Source organism: Flavobacterium sp. HSC-32F16, from assembly GCF_024171645.1.
Classification (GTDB): domain Bacteria; phylum Bacteroidota; class Bacteroidia; order Flavobacteriales; family Flavobacteriaceae; genus Flavobacterium.
This window is the reverse complement of the sequence record NZ_JALKAC010000001.1, coordinates 1,370,551-1,386,368: the sequence shown is the minus strand read 5'-3', so window position 1 is coordinate 1,386,368 and position 15,818 is coordinate 1,370,551. Positions and strand designations below refer to the sequence as shown.

The 15,818-nt window shown below is 32.9% G+C and carries 16 protein-coding genes; 7 read left to right on the top strand and 9 right to left on the bottom strand.

Translation table 11 applies throughout. The features are described from left to right. Positions 1-48: 48 nt before the first annotated feature. From L1276_RS06105 to L1276_RS06095, 3 genes are all read right to left on the bottom strand, one after another. Positions 49-681 carry a hypothetical protein gene (locus tag L1276_RS06105; protein WP_253786162.1) on the bottom strand — a complete coding sequence of 211 codons (633 nt, stop codon included), beginning with the start codon at positions 679-681 and terminating at the stop codon, positions 49-51. An 8-nt stretch (positions 682-689) separates the two neighbouring features. Next, on the bottom strand, positions 690-1,184 hold the full coding sequence (locus L1276_RS06100) for an RNA polymerase sigma factor (RefSeq protein ID WP_116752151.1): 495 nt from the start codon (positions 1,182-1,184) through the stop codon (positions 690-692). Between the two features lie 149 nt (positions 1,185-1,333). Beyond that, positions 1,334-2,395: a DUF3810 family protein gene (locus L1276_RS06095; RefSeq protein WP_253786160.1), complete on the bottom strand. Its 1,062-nt coding sequence runs from the start codon at positions 2,393-2,395 to the stop codon at positions 1,334-1,336. Positions 2,396-2,478: 83 nt separating this feature from the next. On the opposite strand from L1276_RS06095, the gene L1276_RS06090 reads away from it, so the two are divergent. The 3 genes from L1276_RS06090 (at position 2,479) to L1276_RS06080 (ending at position 4,605) form a co-directional block, all read left to right on the top strand. Further along, complete coding sequence (locus L1276_RS06090; protein ID WP_253786158.1) at positions 2,479-2,691, top strand: hypothetical protein; 213 nt, start codon at positions 2,479-2,481, stop codon at positions 2,689-2,691. Next, positions 2,688-2,906, top strand: coding sequence for a type II toxin-antitoxin system RelE/ParE family toxin (locus tag L1276_RS06085; RefSeq protein WP_253786157.1), 219 nt, complete (start codon positions 2,688-2,690; stop codon positions 2,904-2,906). Before L1276_RS06090 ends, L1276_RS06085 begins: the two co-directional genes overlap by 4 nt. Positions 2,907-3,144: 238 nt before the next feature. After that, complete coding sequence (locus L1276_RS06080) at positions 3,145-4,605, top strand: aminoacyl-histidine dipeptidase (protein ID WP_253786156.1); 1,461 nt, start codon at positions 3,145-3,147, stop codon at positions 4,603-4,605. Between the two features lie 328 nt (positions 4,606-4,933). Here the strand turns inward: L1276_RS06080 and L1276_RS06075 are convergent, their stop codons facing one another. The 3 genes from L1276_RS06075 to L1276_RS06065 all read right to left on the bottom strand — a co-directional run bounded on the left by L1276_RS06075 (position 4,934) and on the right by L1276_RS06065 (position 8,638). Further along, positions 4,934-5,707, bottom strand: a complete 774-nt coding sequence (locus L1276_RS06075) for a carboxypeptidase-like regulatory domain-containing protein (RefSeq protein ID WP_253786155.1) — start codon at positions 5,705-5,707, stop codon at positions 4,934-4,936. A gap of 248 nt (positions 5,708-5,955) precedes the next feature. Continuing rightward, the gene (locus L1276_RS06070; RefSeq protein ID WP_253786154.1) at positions 5,956-7,866 is read right to left on the bottom strand and encodes a DEAD/DEAH box helicase; all 1,911 of its coding nucleotides are present in this window, start codon (positions 7,864-7,866) and stop codon (positions 5,956-5,958) included. Positions 7,867-8,059: 193 nt separating this feature from the next. After that, complete coding sequence (locus L1276_RS06065; RefSeq protein WP_253786153.1) at positions 8,060-8,638, bottom strand: non-canonical purine NTP diphosphatase; 579 nt, start codon at positions 8,636-8,638, stop codon at positions 8,060-8,062. Positions 8,639-8,726: 88 nt separating this feature from the next. On the opposite strand from L1276_RS06065, the gene L1276_RS06060 reads away from it, so the two are divergent. After that, positions 8,727-10,505, top strand: coding sequence for an ABC transporter ATP-binding protein (locus L1276_RS06060; RefSeq protein WP_253786152.1), 1,779 nt, complete (start codon positions 8,727-8,729; stop codon positions 10,503-10,505). Here the strand turns inward: L1276_RS06060 and L1276_RS06055 are convergent. Continuing rightward, positions 10,486-10,866, bottom strand: a complete 381-nt coding sequence (locus L1276_RS06055) for a DUF2809 domain-containing protein (protein WP_253786151.1) — start codon at positions 10,864-10,866, stop codon at positions 10,486-10,488. The two genes, L1276_RS06060 and L1276_RS06055, sit on opposite strands and share 20 nt — an antisense overlap. A 300-nt stretch (positions 10,867-11,166) precedes the next feature. On the opposite strand from L1276_RS06055, the gene L1276_RS06050 reads away from it, so the two are divergent. The 3 genes from L1276_RS06050 to L1276_RS06040 all read left to right on the top strand — a co-directional run bounded on the left by L1276_RS06050 (position 11,167) and on the right by L1276_RS06040 (position 13,411). Beyond that, positions 11,167-12,345 (top strand): glycoside hydrolase family 88 protein, encoded by a 1,179-nt coding sequence (locus tag L1276_RS06050; protein ID WP_253786150.1) that lies wholly within the window; start codon positions 11,167-11,169, stop codon positions 12,343-12,345. Between the two features lie 8 nt (positions 12,346-12,353). Further along, positions 12,354-12,761, top strand: a complete 408-nt coding sequence (locus tag L1276_RS06045) for a hypothetical protein (protein ID WP_253786148.1) — start codon at positions 12,354-12,356, stop codon at positions 12,759-12,761. Between the two features lie 215 nt (positions 12,762-12,976). Continuing rightward, a complete protein-coding gene (locus L1276_RS06040) occupies positions 12,977-13,411 on the top strand; it encodes a hypothetical protein (protein WP_253786146.1) in 435 nt (144 codons plus the stop codon). 55 nt (positions 13,412-13,466) lie between these two features. Here L1276_RS06040 and L1276_RS06035 read toward each other — a convergent pair whose 3' ends face one another. After that, a complete protein-coding gene (locus L1276_RS06035) occupies positions 13,467-14,981 on the bottom strand; it encodes an FMN-binding glutamate synthase family protein (protein ID WP_253786144.1) in 1,515 nt (504 codons plus the stop codon). Positions 14,982-15,013: 32 nt separating this feature from the next. After that, a complete protein-coding gene (locus L1276_RS06030; RefSeq protein ID WP_012024476.1) occupies positions 15,014-15,793 on the bottom strand; it encodes an NYN domain-containing protein in 780 nt (259 codons plus the stop codon). Between the last annotated feature and the right edge of the window lie 25 nt (positions 15,794-15,818).

The window sequence follows — 15,818 nt, the reverse complement described above, 5'->3', positions numbered from 1 at the left end:
AGTTTCAGGTTTTAAAACTTAGGAACCTAGCCTCTTAGAACCTTAGCGTCAGAAATCTATTTTCTTTAACTCTTTATAATTTACGTACAATCTGCGTAATAAAGTACCGTAAAGTAATCGGTAAAAACACCAGAATAAGCCGAAGAAACCTAATATAACCAGAGTCAAAATCCCGACTGTGGTAAACATTGCTTTTCCGTTTACGGCTAGTTTTTCTCTTAAAAAAGCCATATCAGGATTGTAAACAAAAGCGATAAAGAAGCTTAATATTGATGTAATAACAATCATTCCTAAGTTGTACCAAACATAATACTGAACTGTTTTTCTGGTTCTTAGAATAGCACTCATTAAAGATTTAGTAGCAACTGTAGTTGAAATCGTAGTGTAGTTTTTATAGAAAATAAATACAAAAATTAAACCTACTAAATAATTCAGGTAAGTTAAGTATTCAAGCGTAACTACAATTTCGGGATGATTTATTTTTCGCAAAACATCATCAGTATTGATAAATAAGTTTGAAAAAGTCCAAAACGAAATCTCCAAAATACTGATAATCAAAATCCATTTCACAATTGAAGATGACTTTTTGTGAATCATTTTATAGATTTCTTTTTCAGAAATTTGTTGAAAAGAATCAGAGTTCTTTTGCCAGTCTTTTTTTAGTAAATCCAGTTCTTTCATAATAATTTTTAAGGATTTAGTATTTTTTTTAGTTTCCCTTTAATTCTGTTCATTTTCACTCGCGCATTCACTTCGCTGATTCCTAAGGTTTCTGCTATTTCTTGATAATCTTTGTCTTCTAAATACATAAAAACTAATGCTTTTTCGATGTCATTAAGCTGATAAACGGCCTTGTACATCAATTTTATCTGTTCTTCCTCTTCATAGTTGTAATCAACGTCTTTTACAAAATACTGATGACTTTCATAATCTACGGTAGATATGGTTCTTTTGGTTTTACGGTATAAGGTAATGGCTGTATTTAAAGCGACACGATACGTCCAGGTCGAAAATTTACTGTCGCCTCTAAATTTTGGATACGCTTTCCAGAGCTGAATAGTGATTTCCTGAAACAAATCTTTATGAGCGTCTTCGCCGGCAGTATATAATCTACAAATTTTGTGGATTATATTCTGATTTGCCTGCAATTGCGCAACAAATGACTGTTCTAGATTTTCGCTCATATAAGTATTAGTAGTATTGAAATCTATTTTGTTACAGTTGAATTTATTTTTTTGCCACAGATTAAAAAGATTAAAGAGGATTTATAATGTCATTTTGTATTTAATCTAAAATAAAAAATCATTTAAATCTGTGTAATCTGTGGCAAAAACTAAAACTCTCTTGTTTTATAATAATTAATCATCAAATCAATAAACTTGCTATAGCTTTCCATTCCATCTTTTTGATTGTTTGATTTTAAGAAACTATCATAAACAAAATGAAAACCTTTATCGATAAATGTGTCGTATTTTTTCCAGAAATCCTGACTTTCCTGATAATTTTTTAAAATCCCCAGATTTACTTGTTTCTTTAAAACTTCGAAGACTTTTTCATTTTTAAACTTCCAAATTCCCAGACAATAGCGCAATGCAAAACTATATCCTGAATACTGATAATATAAATCATCATTTTTTACAGACGCCAAAACGCCTATAAAATTGCATTCGTTCTCGCTGGCAAAACCAATTTGATGTGCCATTTCATGAGAAGCGGTAAGCGGAAAAGAATACATTGGCAATAAATCATTTACCTGTGCTTCATTTGTAAACGGATTCAAATAACCGCCGAATCCCATATAAGTTAAGGGCACACTAAACAGCGATTTTTTTACGCTTAAAGTCTCATATTTAAAATAAGGATGTTCCTGGGCTAATTTTTCATATCCATTTAAATTCATCTTAAAAACTTCTTCCTGCGAATAGGGAAAACTGATTTTTTCGTCTTTGTTTTTTGAGATTTTAAACTGAATTTCATTCGTTTTGACAATCAATCTTTTTGTAAAGGCCAATAAATCAGCATCGGTATATTCTCTTTTAATTTCCATTTTTTCGAAAAGAGGTTTTCGATAATAGTTGAAAGCCCAAAGCACATGAAAGAAAAAGTAAAAAATAGAAATTTTGCCTGTAATTTTTAAAAGATGATCTTTCCAATCTGTCCTCCATGTTTTTCGAATTCTCCAAAACCAGCTTATCATGGATAATATTAAAACTGCATACATACAATCGCCAACAGAAAATGGAATTTTGCCTAAAACTACTCGCGAGAAATGCGAAATTCTGATGTATAAATTATTACTGTAAAAACCTTCTACAAAATCAGGAAAAAACGGCAGGATTTTTAAAAAGATAATCTGAACTAAAAGAAATAGAGGAAGGATATATTTTGATTTCACAGTTTTACTTTTGGGTTAAAAATAATAATTAAAATAGTAGTTCGTTTTCTTTTTTGTAAATTTGTTATTCAATAACAAGGAAAATGACACGAATCACTTTAAATATTCCTGATAATGAATTGTCATTCTTTATGCAGTTGATAGAAAAATTCAATTATGAAACGGTAATTAATGAATTTTCTGTAACCGAAGAAATGAAAAATTTATTAGACGAAAGAAGATCGACTTCAAAAGCAGATGATTTTCTTCCTTGGAACGAAGCCAAAAAACAATTACGTTTCAAATCAAAGAAATGATTTTTAATATTGTTATTGAGCCAAGAGCGCTTGTAGATATACAAGATGCGATTGATTATTATGAGTCTAAGCAAAGTGGTTTAGGTGAATATTTTTATCAAGTGATTGATGAACATTTAGATACATTATCGAAAAATCCTTTTTTTGAAATCAGATATAAGGATTATCGAGGCCTTCCCACTAAGAAATTCCCATTTATTATCTTTTATTTATAGATGAGAATGTGAAAACAGTATATGTTATGTCTGTTTTTAATACATCATTAAATCCCTCGAAATATCCTCTTTAAAAAGATTGATTGTATTTTTAAAATTCCTTGTTTTAAATTGAGTATTCATACTATTCAACTTTAGAGCCATTATAATTTGTGCTAATTAGTGGAATTCGTGGCGAAAAAAAATATAAACTTTGTAACTTTGACATTCTTAATTGTTAAACTTCAAACAAAATATAATGAGTCAGGAAATAAGAAATCTGGAACCAAAAGCACTTTGGAACAAATTTGCAGATTTAAACGCCGTTCCGCGTCCGTCAAAGAAAGAAGAGCGTGTAATCGAGTTTATGAAAAACTTTGGAAACAGCTTAGGTTTAGAAACTTTTGAAGACGATATCCGAAATGTAATCATCAGAAAACCGGCAACTCCGGGAATGGAAAATCGTAAAGCCATTGTAATGCAAGGTCACTTAGATATGGTGCACCAAAAAAATGCTGATACCGTTTTTGATTTTGACACACAAGGAATTGATATGTACGTTGATGGTGACTGGGTTCGCGCTCGCGGTACAACACTTGGTGCTGACAATGGGCTGGGAGTGGCAACAATTATGGCAATTTTAGAAAGTAAAGACATTCCACATCCTGCAATTGAAGCTTTGTTTACAATTGATGAAGAAACCGGAATGACAGGAGCTTTAAATTTAAAAGGCGGAATTCTTCAAGGACAGATTTTATTGAATCTGGATACGGAAGAAGATGACGAAATTGATATAGGATGTGCTGGTGGAATCGATGTAACGGCTACAAGGGCTTATAATGAAGAAGAAGTTCCTGAGAGTTCTGTAGCATATACAATTACCGTAAAAGGCCTAAATGGAGGTCATTCTGGAATGGATATTCATAAAGGCTTAGGAAACGCCAATAAAATCATGAATCGTTTGTTATTTGATGGTTTTGAAAACTTTGGATTACAGGTTTCTGAAATTAATGGAGGAAGTCTTAGAAATGCAATTCCGAGAGAAAGCGTTGCTAAAGTAATTATTTCTCAAATGTTTGATGAAGCGTATGTTTATGATATGCAGGAAATTATTGCCGACATTAAAGCAGAATACAAAACAACAGAACCAAACTTATCAATCGAAATCGTAAAAACTGATTTACCTGAAAAAATAATGGATTTAGGTGTTCAGGAAGGAATTGTGAGAGCGATTTATGCAGCACAAAATGGAGTTTATAAAATGAGCGCTGATATGGCTGATTTGGTTGAAACTTCAAATAATATTGCCCGCGTTGTTGTAAAAGACGGAGAAATTTTGGTAGGATGTTTAACGCGTTCTTCAGTAGAATCTTCAAAATTTGATTTGGCTAATTCTTTACGTTCAGCTTTTGAATTAGTGGGATGCGAAGTTGAACTTTCTGGTTCTTACCCGGGATGGACTCCAAACGTAAATTCAGAAATATTAGAAGTTTTAAAAGATATTTACGAAAAACAAAATGGTGAACAGCCAAAAGTTGTGGCTTGCCACGCTGGTTTAGAATGCGGAATTTTAGGAACAAATTATCCGGAAATGGATATGATTTCTTTTGGGCCAACCATTCACGGAGCGCACTCTCCAGACGAAAGAGCCAGCATTTCATCTGCTCAAAAATATTGGAAATTTGTGTTAGAAATTCTTTCGAATATTCCAGTTAAATAAAAAAATATTCAGTGTTCAGTTTTTAGTAATCATTAAGTCTCTGGTTACTAAACTGAACACTAAAAAAAACTGAACACTGAATACTTTTATTAATCTCTTTTAGGAGAATTTTTCTTCTCTCTTTTTTCTTCTTTTTTTTCTTTAGCCGTTTTTAACGGTTCTTTTTTTGCTGTTTTTTTAGCATCCTGACCCTTTGCCATAATATATTGATTTTGTTTATTTTAATTATTTGATTAAGTAAATATAAGTTTTTTTAAACTTTAAAAGGCATAAAAAAATCCCCAATTTTTAAATTGAGGATTTGTGTGTTTATGGTAAGAGTAAAGTTTTAATTCCTTTTTAATACTTTATATTGTTCATAACAACCACTTATAGCATCTAAAATTTGAAGATCGTTTGCTGTTTGAATAAAAGCATCAGAATAGTTGCAGCGGTGCATAATTTCAGGTATTTCATCTTTACTGATTCCTAAAAGAACAGCAATAGTTTCACGATCGTATTTGGTTTCCAAAAGATTTCTAATGGTATCGTCTTTTTTCATGTCCTTAAGTTTCTTTAGCTCTTTTCCATTTTTTCCAAAGAAATTATAAAGCATATCTGCAGGATTAAAAATAGAGCCCAATACTTTACCAAAAGCATTTGGCGAATATTCACCAGCTTCATAACCTTGTGTTAGTCCTGAAATACTATAACGATAGTTTTCTTTGGTTGGAATTAACTTCGAATCAATTTCAAGATAACCGGTTAGGCTGAAAGGAGCAATAATAACTTCTTCAAGTGCAATTGCTTTTTCAGTAAGCTGAATTCGAGTTACTTTATTTTTTATCCAGTCGTTTGTTACCCTGATTCTAAGGGATTGAAATCCTAAAAGAGAGAAGTGAATGGTATCATTAGGTTGTACATCGATTTCAAAATACCCTTTTGAATCTGATTTTGCACCACGTACTTTGTTTGTGTTAATGATGTTTACGTTTGGAAGAGGTTGTTTACTATCGTCGTTTATAATGTAACCTGAAACTCTTTGCGGGGTTGTTGATTCAACATCTTGCGCAAAACTAACGGCGGAGAATAGTAAAAAAAAGAAAACTGAGAAATATTTCATATCCTGATTTAAAGCACTAAAAGTAGTAAATAGAGATTAAATATTTCGTAGTCTTCGAATATAATTATAAGAAAATTAACAAAGGCTGCAATGATGCTTTTAGTATTTAAATAAAAAGAGATAGGGAGTATTAAATTATATTGTTTTGGATTACAAAACTTATTTACAGAGAGAAGCATTCAATAAAAAAATCCCAAATTCCAATTAAGTCTGGAATTTGGGCTGTTGTATTTTAAGATATTAAAGTATTAATCTCTTCTTGGTCTTCTTGGTCTTGGTGAATCACCAAAGCTTTCAGAACGTCTTGGTGCTCTGTCAGAACTTCCTTCACTTCTTCTAAAACCTCCTTCTCTTGGAGCAGAGTTTCTGTCGCTTCTAAAACCTCCGCCTCCAGAACCTTCACGTCTTGGAGCAGAATTTCTGTCGCTTCTAAAACCTCCACCACCAGAACCTTCACGTCTTGGAGCGAAGTTTCCTTCTCTTCTTTGTCCGCCAGAATTTCTTCCGCCGCCACGATTGTTGTGGTCACGTCTTCCGCCTCCGTCATTTTTAGAAATTTCAACATTAATACGACGTCCTTCTAATTGTACGTTGTTTAATACTTCCATAACTTTATCAGTATGCTCAGGATCAGTGTTAAAGAAAGAGAAACCTTCTTTTACATCTACTTTGAAAACGTCATCACGACCTAAGTCTAATGTTTCTTTCAAGTAATCTTTAAGAGACATCCAGTCGAAATTGTCTCTAGAACCAATGTTTACAAAGTAACGAACTGCTCCGTTATTATTGAATTCTCTTGGCTCAGAATCAGATCTCTCGCGTCTTTCTCCAGAAGATTGAGATGAAATATCTCTGTTTTTCTTATAGTAAGCAATGAAGCGGTTAAATTCTACTGAAACCATTTTCTTAATCAATTCTTCTTTAGATAAATCTTCAAGAACATTGTTGATTGCTGGTAAGTAGTTGTCAATTTCGTGATCAACTTCAGTATCTTTAATTTTATTAGCTAAGTGTAATAACTGAATTTCGCAGATTTCGATTCCAGATGGAATAGTTTTTTCTTCGAATTTTTGTTTGATGATTCTCTCGATAGAAGAAATTTTACGTAACTCACTTTTTGTAACGATTACAATAGAAGTTCCTAATTTTCCAGCTCTACCAGTACGTCCAGAACGGTGGTTGTATGTTTCGATCTCATCAGGTAATTGGTAGTTTACAACGTGTGTTACGTTATCAACGTCAATACCACGTGCAGCAACGTCAGTAGCAACAAGCATCTGAATTTGTCTTCCACGGAAAGATTTCATTACCCCGTCACGCTGTGCCTGAGATAAATCTCCATGCAATGCAGCAGCGCTGTATCCATCTTCAATTAATTTTTCAGCTACAGCTTGTGTATCTCTTTTAGTACGACAGAAAACTACAGAAAAAATATCTGGATTTGCATCTGCTAAACGTTTTAGAGCTTCGTAACGATCACGAGCATTTACTAAGTAAAATTCGTGAGAAACCGTTGCAGAACCTGAGTTCTTAGTACCAACAGTAATTTCAACCGGTTCGCTCATGAATTGTTTTGCAATTCTGGCAACCTCTTGTGGCATAGTTGCAGAGAACAACCATGTGTTTTTTTGATCTGGTGTATCTGATAAAATAGATACGATGTCTTCATAGAATCCCATGTTCAACATCTCATCAGCCTCATCAAGAATACAGTAATCTATATTTTTAATGTTAACCAAACCTCTGTTAATCATGTCTTGCATTCTCCCCGGAGTAGCCACAATAATTTGTGCGCCTCTTTTAATCTCTCTGGCTTGCTCTGTAATACTAGCCCCGCCGTAAACTGCTACCACATTAATACCTTTTTCGTATTTTGAGTAGTTTTTAAGTTCGTTGGTAATCTGTAAACAAAGTTCTCGTGTTGGCGATAAAACTAATGCTTGTGTGTTTCTATTGTCAGCATCAATTTTTTGAATTAGCGGAAAACCGAAAGCTGCCGTTTTCCCTGTCCCTGTCTGAGCCAACGCAACCATATCTGTGTCTTTTTCCAATAATAGGGGAATCGCCTTTTCCTGTACCTCTGACGGATTTTCAAATCCTAGATCTAAAATCGCCTTCAGTAACGATTCATTCAATCCTAATTGTTCAAATTTATTCATATATGTATTTAAAATAGGGTGCAAAATTACAGTTAATTATCCATATATACTAATGCAATTTTAAGATTTATGGATTTGTTATGATTTGATTATCAAAAAGTTATGTTTGGTGTAAAATCATAATTAAAAGAAATCGAAAAAAAAACGTCGTAAAATATCAATTTTGCTTATTAAAATGTTGTATTTTAAACAATTATTTTCTTGAGTTCAGGAAATCAATAAGTTGCTCAGTTGCCTTAGCCCGATGACTGATTTTATTTTTAATTTCGGCAGATAATTCGGCAAAAGTTTCATTATAATCTTCAGGCTGAAAAACCGGATCGTATCCAAAACCATTATTTCCGGTTTTATTTAAAGTGATATTTCCTTTTGCCAAACCAGTAAAAAGATGCTGTTTCCCGTCTAAATTTAAAGCAATAACGGTCTTGAACTGTGCACTGCGGTTTTCTTTGTTTTTTAAAGCATCCAAAAGCTTGTTCATATTATCATCGGCATTTTTTTGTTCACCCGCATATCGGGCAGAATAAACTCCTGGTTCTCCATTTAAAGCTTTTACTTCCAATCCGGTATCATCAGCAAAACAATCATAACCATATTTTTCGGTTACATAATTGGCTTTTAAAATCGCATTACCTTCTATAGTATCAGCAGTTTCAGGAATATCTTCATAACAGCCAATATCTTCTAAACTTAATAACTGGATAGATCCGTTTAAGATACTTTGAATTTCTTTGATTTTATTTAAATTATTGGAAGCGAAAACAAGTTTCATAAAAATGAGGTGTTTAAATGACAAGGTTTATTTATTCAACACAAATTTAGAATTCTTATATTTGATATACTGCCTAAAATTAAAATAAATGCAATTATCTGTTTTGTATAAAAAAATACTGCCATTCGTAAAACCTTATAAAAAAATGGTAATTGCCACTTTGCTGCTTACATTTTTAGGTTCATTTGCAGCGCAGGTAAATGCTGTGATTTTAAAATATACAGTCGATACAATTAATAATTTAATGGTGGCGCATGAACCCTTATCAAAAGGATTTCATTTGCTGGGTATTATTAGCATTGTATTGCTCTCTAAAGAACTGGTTAATTCTGTAGTACAGTTTGGACAGAAATTCTATGGAGAAAAACTTCGTATTTTTATTACCCGCGACATCTCGCAGACAATTGTAGAAAAGGTTCTAAGTTATCGAATGGAATTTTATACTTCTGATGAAAATGAAAGCGGGAAACTTCAAACTAGAATCGATCTCGGAATAAGCAGTTTAACACGATTGGTTCAGAATTTTTTTATTGATATTCTGCCTTTGTTTGCTAACGCTTTTGTGGCTTTAGTAATTATGTTTTATGCCAATGTTTATGTGGGATTGGTGAGTTTGTGTATTATTCCGATTTATTTTTATATCAGTCAATTGCAAGCCGCTAAGTTAAGCGGATTTAGAAGAAGAATGCGTAATTACCGCGAAACTAAAAATAACGGAATTATTAGTTTAATTGAATCTATAACGGTGATTAAATCTTTTGTCCGCGAATCGACCGAAGCTGATCGTCATGAAAAGATTCAGTATGAAATGACCGAAAATCAGCTGGAAACCAGAAAAACCAGTTTTATTTTTGAAAGCATTAAAAGTTTTGTAGAGCAGATAGGGGTAGTGATTATTATAATTTTAACTGCTTATTTTGTTTTAAATAATGTAATGACAATTGGAGCAATTATGTTTCATATTATGTTGTTTAATAATGTTTCGTCGCCAATCAGGCAATTGCATCGAATTTATGACGAAGTAAATGATGCTTTGATTTATTCTGAAGGCTTCTTTGATATTTTAGAATCAGAAAAGGAAATAGAAACAAGTGGGACTTATATTCCGGAAAAAATTGCCGGTTTAATAGAGGTAAAAAATGTAGACTTTGTTTATCCAAACGGAACGCAGGCTCTTTACTATATCAATTTTACAGTAAAACCTAATGAAACTACCGCTTTGGTTGGATTAAGCGGTGCCGGAAAAAGTACTGTTATTAACTTACTGGATAAATTTTATCTGCCGTCATCAGGGCATATATTTTTAGATGGAATTGATTTAGTAGATTATGATACTAACTTCCTGCGTAAAAATATTGGTTTGGTTTTGCAGAAGAATCATATTTTTAAAGGAACCATTGCAGAAAATATTCTATACGGAAATCCAGAAGCTTCTCAATTAGAAATTATAGAAGCAGCGAAAAAAGCTTATATTCACGAACAAGTTATACAATTACCAAAAGGTTACGATTCTGATGCTCATTTACTTTCGGGCGGACAACAGCAGCGAATTGCGATTGCAAGACTTTTTCTGAAAAATCCGCCAATTATTTTTCTTGATGAACCTACTGCCAGTTTAGATGCCATTGCAACAGAGCAAATTAAAAAATCTCTCGATGCAATTAAAAAAGACCGAACTGTAATTATAATATCGCATAGCATTTCTCAAATTATAGACGCATCGAACATTATTGTTTTAGAAAAAGGAAGATGTGTCGAAAAAGGAACTCATGATCAACTTTATGATAATAAAGGAACTTATTATCAAATATTTATGGCAATGGCGAACAGTTTAAATATTGAAAAAATCACGCAGACTTTCGACTGATATAATTCAAAGTTATTTTTTCAATAGAAAAAGTGACAATAATCCCAAAAGTGTAAGCCAGAATATCTGACCAAAGAAATCCCTGACCTAAAACATATCTGCCAAAAAGTGTTTTTCTGAGTTCAATCATCCATTCTCCTTGATAAAGCTGAAGAAATTCAATGCTAAAACATATAAAAAGAGAAAGTAGAAATACAAATAAACCTTTCTTTTCGGGAAAGAAAACGCGCACGAATATATACATCATTACCGCATAAAGAAAATCACCAATCCATAACGGAATGAATGTTAATTTCCTCGAAAAGATTCCAATAAAAATGATGAATAGAAAAAGAGAGAAATAATAGATTCTGGATTTCAAGTTTAGGTGGGTTTAATTCAGGGCAAATTTATGGTAATCTTTTATTTGTAGACAAGTTTGTTATTGCGAAAACGAAGCCGCCGCACTAACAAAAGCGCAAAGCTAAATGCTATAATTTATTATTTGTTTATTTCACCAGTTTGTCATTCCTCGCTCCTGGGAATGACAAACGAAGAGATATGCATACAAAAATGGAGTTCAATAGTACATTTCTAGGGAACCAAAAATCCTAACCTTAAATAGTGTTGCTTTATTTTATAAATTTATCAGTTAAACAAATTATCTATCAAAAATAACCACATGAATACAAAATTTTTCACGCTCATTACTGTTTTATTTCTCTTGGGAAACCAAACGTACAGCCAAAAAAACAATTCGGTTGATATTCAAAAACAATTGAATTATTGCGCAGAACAGGCATCAAAAACCTTAAAAGTAATTCCGAATGACGGAACTTCGCCAAGAACAGTTCCAAATGGAAGCAAAGACTGGAAATTTGTTACTTATAAAGACTGGACAAGCGGATTCTGGCCTGGTGAATTATGGTATTTGTATGAAGCAGCAAAGGATAAAAAATGGGAAAAAGAAGCTGATAAATTCAGTCGTTTCCTAACGCCTTTATCTGTTAGTAAAGCGGGAGATCATGATTTGGGTTTTCAGATTTTTAATAGTTTCGGAAATGGATATCGATTAACAAAAAATCCGGAATACAAAGAAATTATCCTTAAAACGGCTGATACTTTGGCAACACTTTTTAATCCAAAAGTGGGAACGATCCAGTCCTGGCCACATAATAAAATGGGCGGTCATAATACGATTATTGATAATATGATGAATTTGGAACTTCTTTTTTGGGCTTCAAAAAATGGAGGAAATAAAAAGCTCTATGATATCGCAGTCAAACATGCCGAAACTACAATGGCAAATCATTTTAGACCAGATAATACTTCTTATCACGTTATTATTTATGATTTTGAAACCGGAAAGAAAATAAAAGGAAGAACGGCACAGGGATATAATGACGATAGTATGTGGGCGCGTGGTCAGGCTTGGGCGATTTACGGTTTTACAATGACTTACAGAGAAACAAAAGACCCAAAATTCTTAGACTTTGCGCATAAATTAACTCGTGTTTATTTAGATAGATTAACCACTGAAGATTTAGTTCCGTATTGGGATTTTAATGCGCCCGATATCCCTAATGCTCCAAGAGATGCTTCGGCAGCTGCAATTGTTTCTTCAGCGCTTTTAGAATTGAGTTCTTACACAAAAGATAAAACTTTAAAAAACGAATATTTAACCAAATCTAAAAAAATGATCGTCTCACTTTCAGATTATTACCAGAGCCGAGATGTAAATTCAGCATTTTTACTTCATTCAACAGGACATAAACCTGCAGGAAGTGAAATAGATTGTTCTATAAATTACGCAGATTATTATTATCTTGAAGCACTTTTAAGACTTCAAAAAATAAAATAATTAAAATTATGGTAAAGAAACTAAGCCAGATTTCGTTTGCAATTATTATCGTATTACTATTTGCGGGCTGTAAAAACACCAAACAAAAGCTTCAGGAGTTTGTAGTTAACTATAATGCGACAGCTTCAAGTTTTAAGGCTCAAAATGTAACACTCACTACTGCAAGAGGCTACATTAATGATAATAAGATTGAATTGAGATTTGAAACGGGATTGGAACAAAATGAAGCGAACAAAACAGCGGCAAATACATCATTTCCTAAATTGTTAAAAGATATGTTCGACAAAAATCAAATCCCGGAAGAATTAGTGAATGAAGGTGTGCAGTTCGATGCTTATTTTTTAGCTGATGATAATACTGTTTTTGTCAAAGAAATAATAAACAAAGAATCTTTACCTAATTTATTGAAAGAATAATTTAACGGTTAAAAAATACTCAAATTTAAAAGTCTCTTTAAATATTTTAAGGAGGCTTTTTTTTGTTTATCTAAGTTTAATCCTTTCTATTTTGGTCTTTGTGTAATTGATTTGTAGTCAAATAATTACATTTTTTTAAATTACGATTTGATGTTGTTTTTTTATTTAAATTTCATTATGTTTGAGTTAAAAATTAACTAATAAACCAAAAAATTATGAAAAAAATTACCCAAATCGTATTTGCTTTTGCTGTTATGTTATTATTGGTAAGTTGTAAAAATACCAAACAAAAAATTCAGGAACATGTAAGTACCTATAACAATTCATCATCTATAAAAGGACACGGAGTTACAAGTACAGCGGCTAAAGCATTTTTGAATGACAATAGAATCGAAATTAGAATTGAAACTAATTTAGAAGAAAATGATTCTAATAAAGCAGCTTATAAAGAATCATTCCCAGATTTATTAAAAGAAATGATTCAAAACAATCAAATTTCTACAGAACTAATCAACGAAGGAGTAAAATTTGATGTTTATTTTCTGGCCTATAATAATGCAATTTTAGCACAGCAATTAGTTGATAAGGAAGAATTAGCTGTTTTAGAAAACGGAGCCGCTGCAGATAATAAAGAAACTGCAAAACTTTAAGAAAATCATACATAAAAAATAAAGCCTCTTTGTAAATTCAAAGAGGCTTCTGTTTTTAATTTCGTTTTGTAACGTTTGTTAAGTTATCAGGAAAATACAATTCTGATAAGTTTGTGAATTCGTCACCACGCATAAAGATATTAATATCAACATCGGCAAAAGATGTTTTTCCGGCTGCAGCCAAAAGTTCGTTCGCAGCATGAAGTGTATTTTTATGAAAGTGATACACACGATCTGATTTATCGGTTACAACCAAACCTTTCATCAGCATTTTGTTTTGAGTAGCGACTCCGGTTGGACATTCGTTATTGTGGCATCGCAAAGCCTGAATACATCCTAAAGAGAACATAAAACCTCTCGCACTGTTACACATGTCTGCACCTAAGGCTGCCGCATGAAGAATCGAATATCCTGAGATAATTTTTCCGCTTCCTATAATGCGTATTTTGTCACGAATATTTAATCCTATTAATGTTTGGTTTACAAAAATTAAAGCTGGTTCAAAAGGCATTCCAACGCCGTCAGCAAATTCTAATGGCGCAGCTCCCGTTCCGCCTTCGGCACCATCAACTGTAATAAAATCGGGATAAGTATCTTCGGCAATCATTTCGTGACAGATAGATTCAAATTCAGCCGTGTTTCCTATACATAATTTAAAACCAATTGGTTTTCCGTTAGATAATTCACGCAATTGTTTTATAAAACGAATTAATCCTTTTGTATCAGAAAATGAAGTATGTCCTGGTGGAGAAAGAATCATAGTATGTGGTACAACACCTCTGATTTTAGCGATCTGAACCGTGTTTTTCGCAGCCGGAAGTACACCTCCGTGACCGGGTTTCGCACCTTGAGAAAGCTTAATTTCAATCATTTTAACATTTGGAAGATTGGCTTTTTCCGAGAATTTTTCCGGGCTGAAGTTTCCTTCGGCATCACGGCATCCAAAATAACCCGTTCCAATCTGCCAGGTAATATCGCCTCCGCCTTCAAGATGATAATCGGTTAAACCTCCTTCACCGGTATTTTGATAGAAATTTCCTTTTTTAGCCCCAATATTTATGGCACGAACTGCATTTTCGCTCAATGAACCAAAACTCATTGCCGAAACATTAAATAGAGAAGCTAAGTAAGGCTGTTTGCAATCTTTTCCGCCAACTAATACTCTTGGCAGTTCTTCGTTTACTTTTGCCGGAAATATAGAATGTTTTATTCCTTCGTAGGTTTCGGTATTTAGATTTTGCTGCGTTCCAAAAGGAGTACTTGAATCGATATTTTTAGCTCTTTGATACACTAAAGAACGCTGATTTCTGGAAAAAGGTTTTCCGTCTGTAGATCTTTCGATAAAATACTGCTGAATTTCGGGCGCAATCATTTCAAATAAATATCTAAAATAACCCAAAACAGGAAAGTTCCTTAAAATGGCATGTTTTTTTTGAGAAGCATTATAAGCTCCAATAATCAATAAAATAGGGATAATAAATACGAGTAAATAACCTCGTCCTGTGTAATAATAAATTGCGGCAACAATTAGAAACAATAAGAATCCGTAAATAAAGAATTTCTTTCTCATGTTTTTAAAATAATAATAAGGTAATAAATTAATTAGTTGAATCGTAAGCGGACATAAACGTGTTTAATTCCTTTTTTATCCGATTCTCTTTCGTCGATTTCTAAAATATCCGTCAATGATTTCAGCATTGGCGTAAGCTTAGAATAACCATAATTTCTTGGGTCAAATTCTGGTTTTTTCTTTACAATCAGATTACCCACATCGCCAAGAAATGCCCATCCGTCATCATCTTCAATATCTTCAATTGTGGCTTCAATAAGTTCAATAGTTTGTTTATCTACTTTATGAAGTGCTTTTTCAGCTGGTTTTTCTACAGGTTTTTTGGTGTCGGCAGTATTTACTTTTGGTTTTTTCTTCTGAATTGCACCATCCAAAACCTCAATATAAATAAAACGGTCACAGGCCACGATAAAAGAACTTGGGGTTTTCTTTTCACCAATGCCAATTACTTTCATGCCGGATTCTCTTAATCGAACCGCTAATCGGGTAAAATCGCTGTCGCTGGAAACAATACAAAAACCATCTAATTTTCCGGAATACAACAAATCCATAGCGTCAATAATCAACGCAGAATCAGATGAGTTTTTTCCAACCGTATAACTATATTGTTGTATAGGAGTAATAGCATGTTCCAGTAAAACGGCTTTCCAGCCATTTGCATTTGGCTTTGTCCAGTCTGCATAAATACGTTTTGTGGTGGGGGTCCCAAACTTTGCAATTTCCTCCATCATACCTTTTACATTACTGTAGGGTACATTATCGGCATCGATCAGGACAGCCAATTTTAAATCTTTTGAGTTGCTTAAAGGCATATTTAGATATTAGAAAATTAAATAC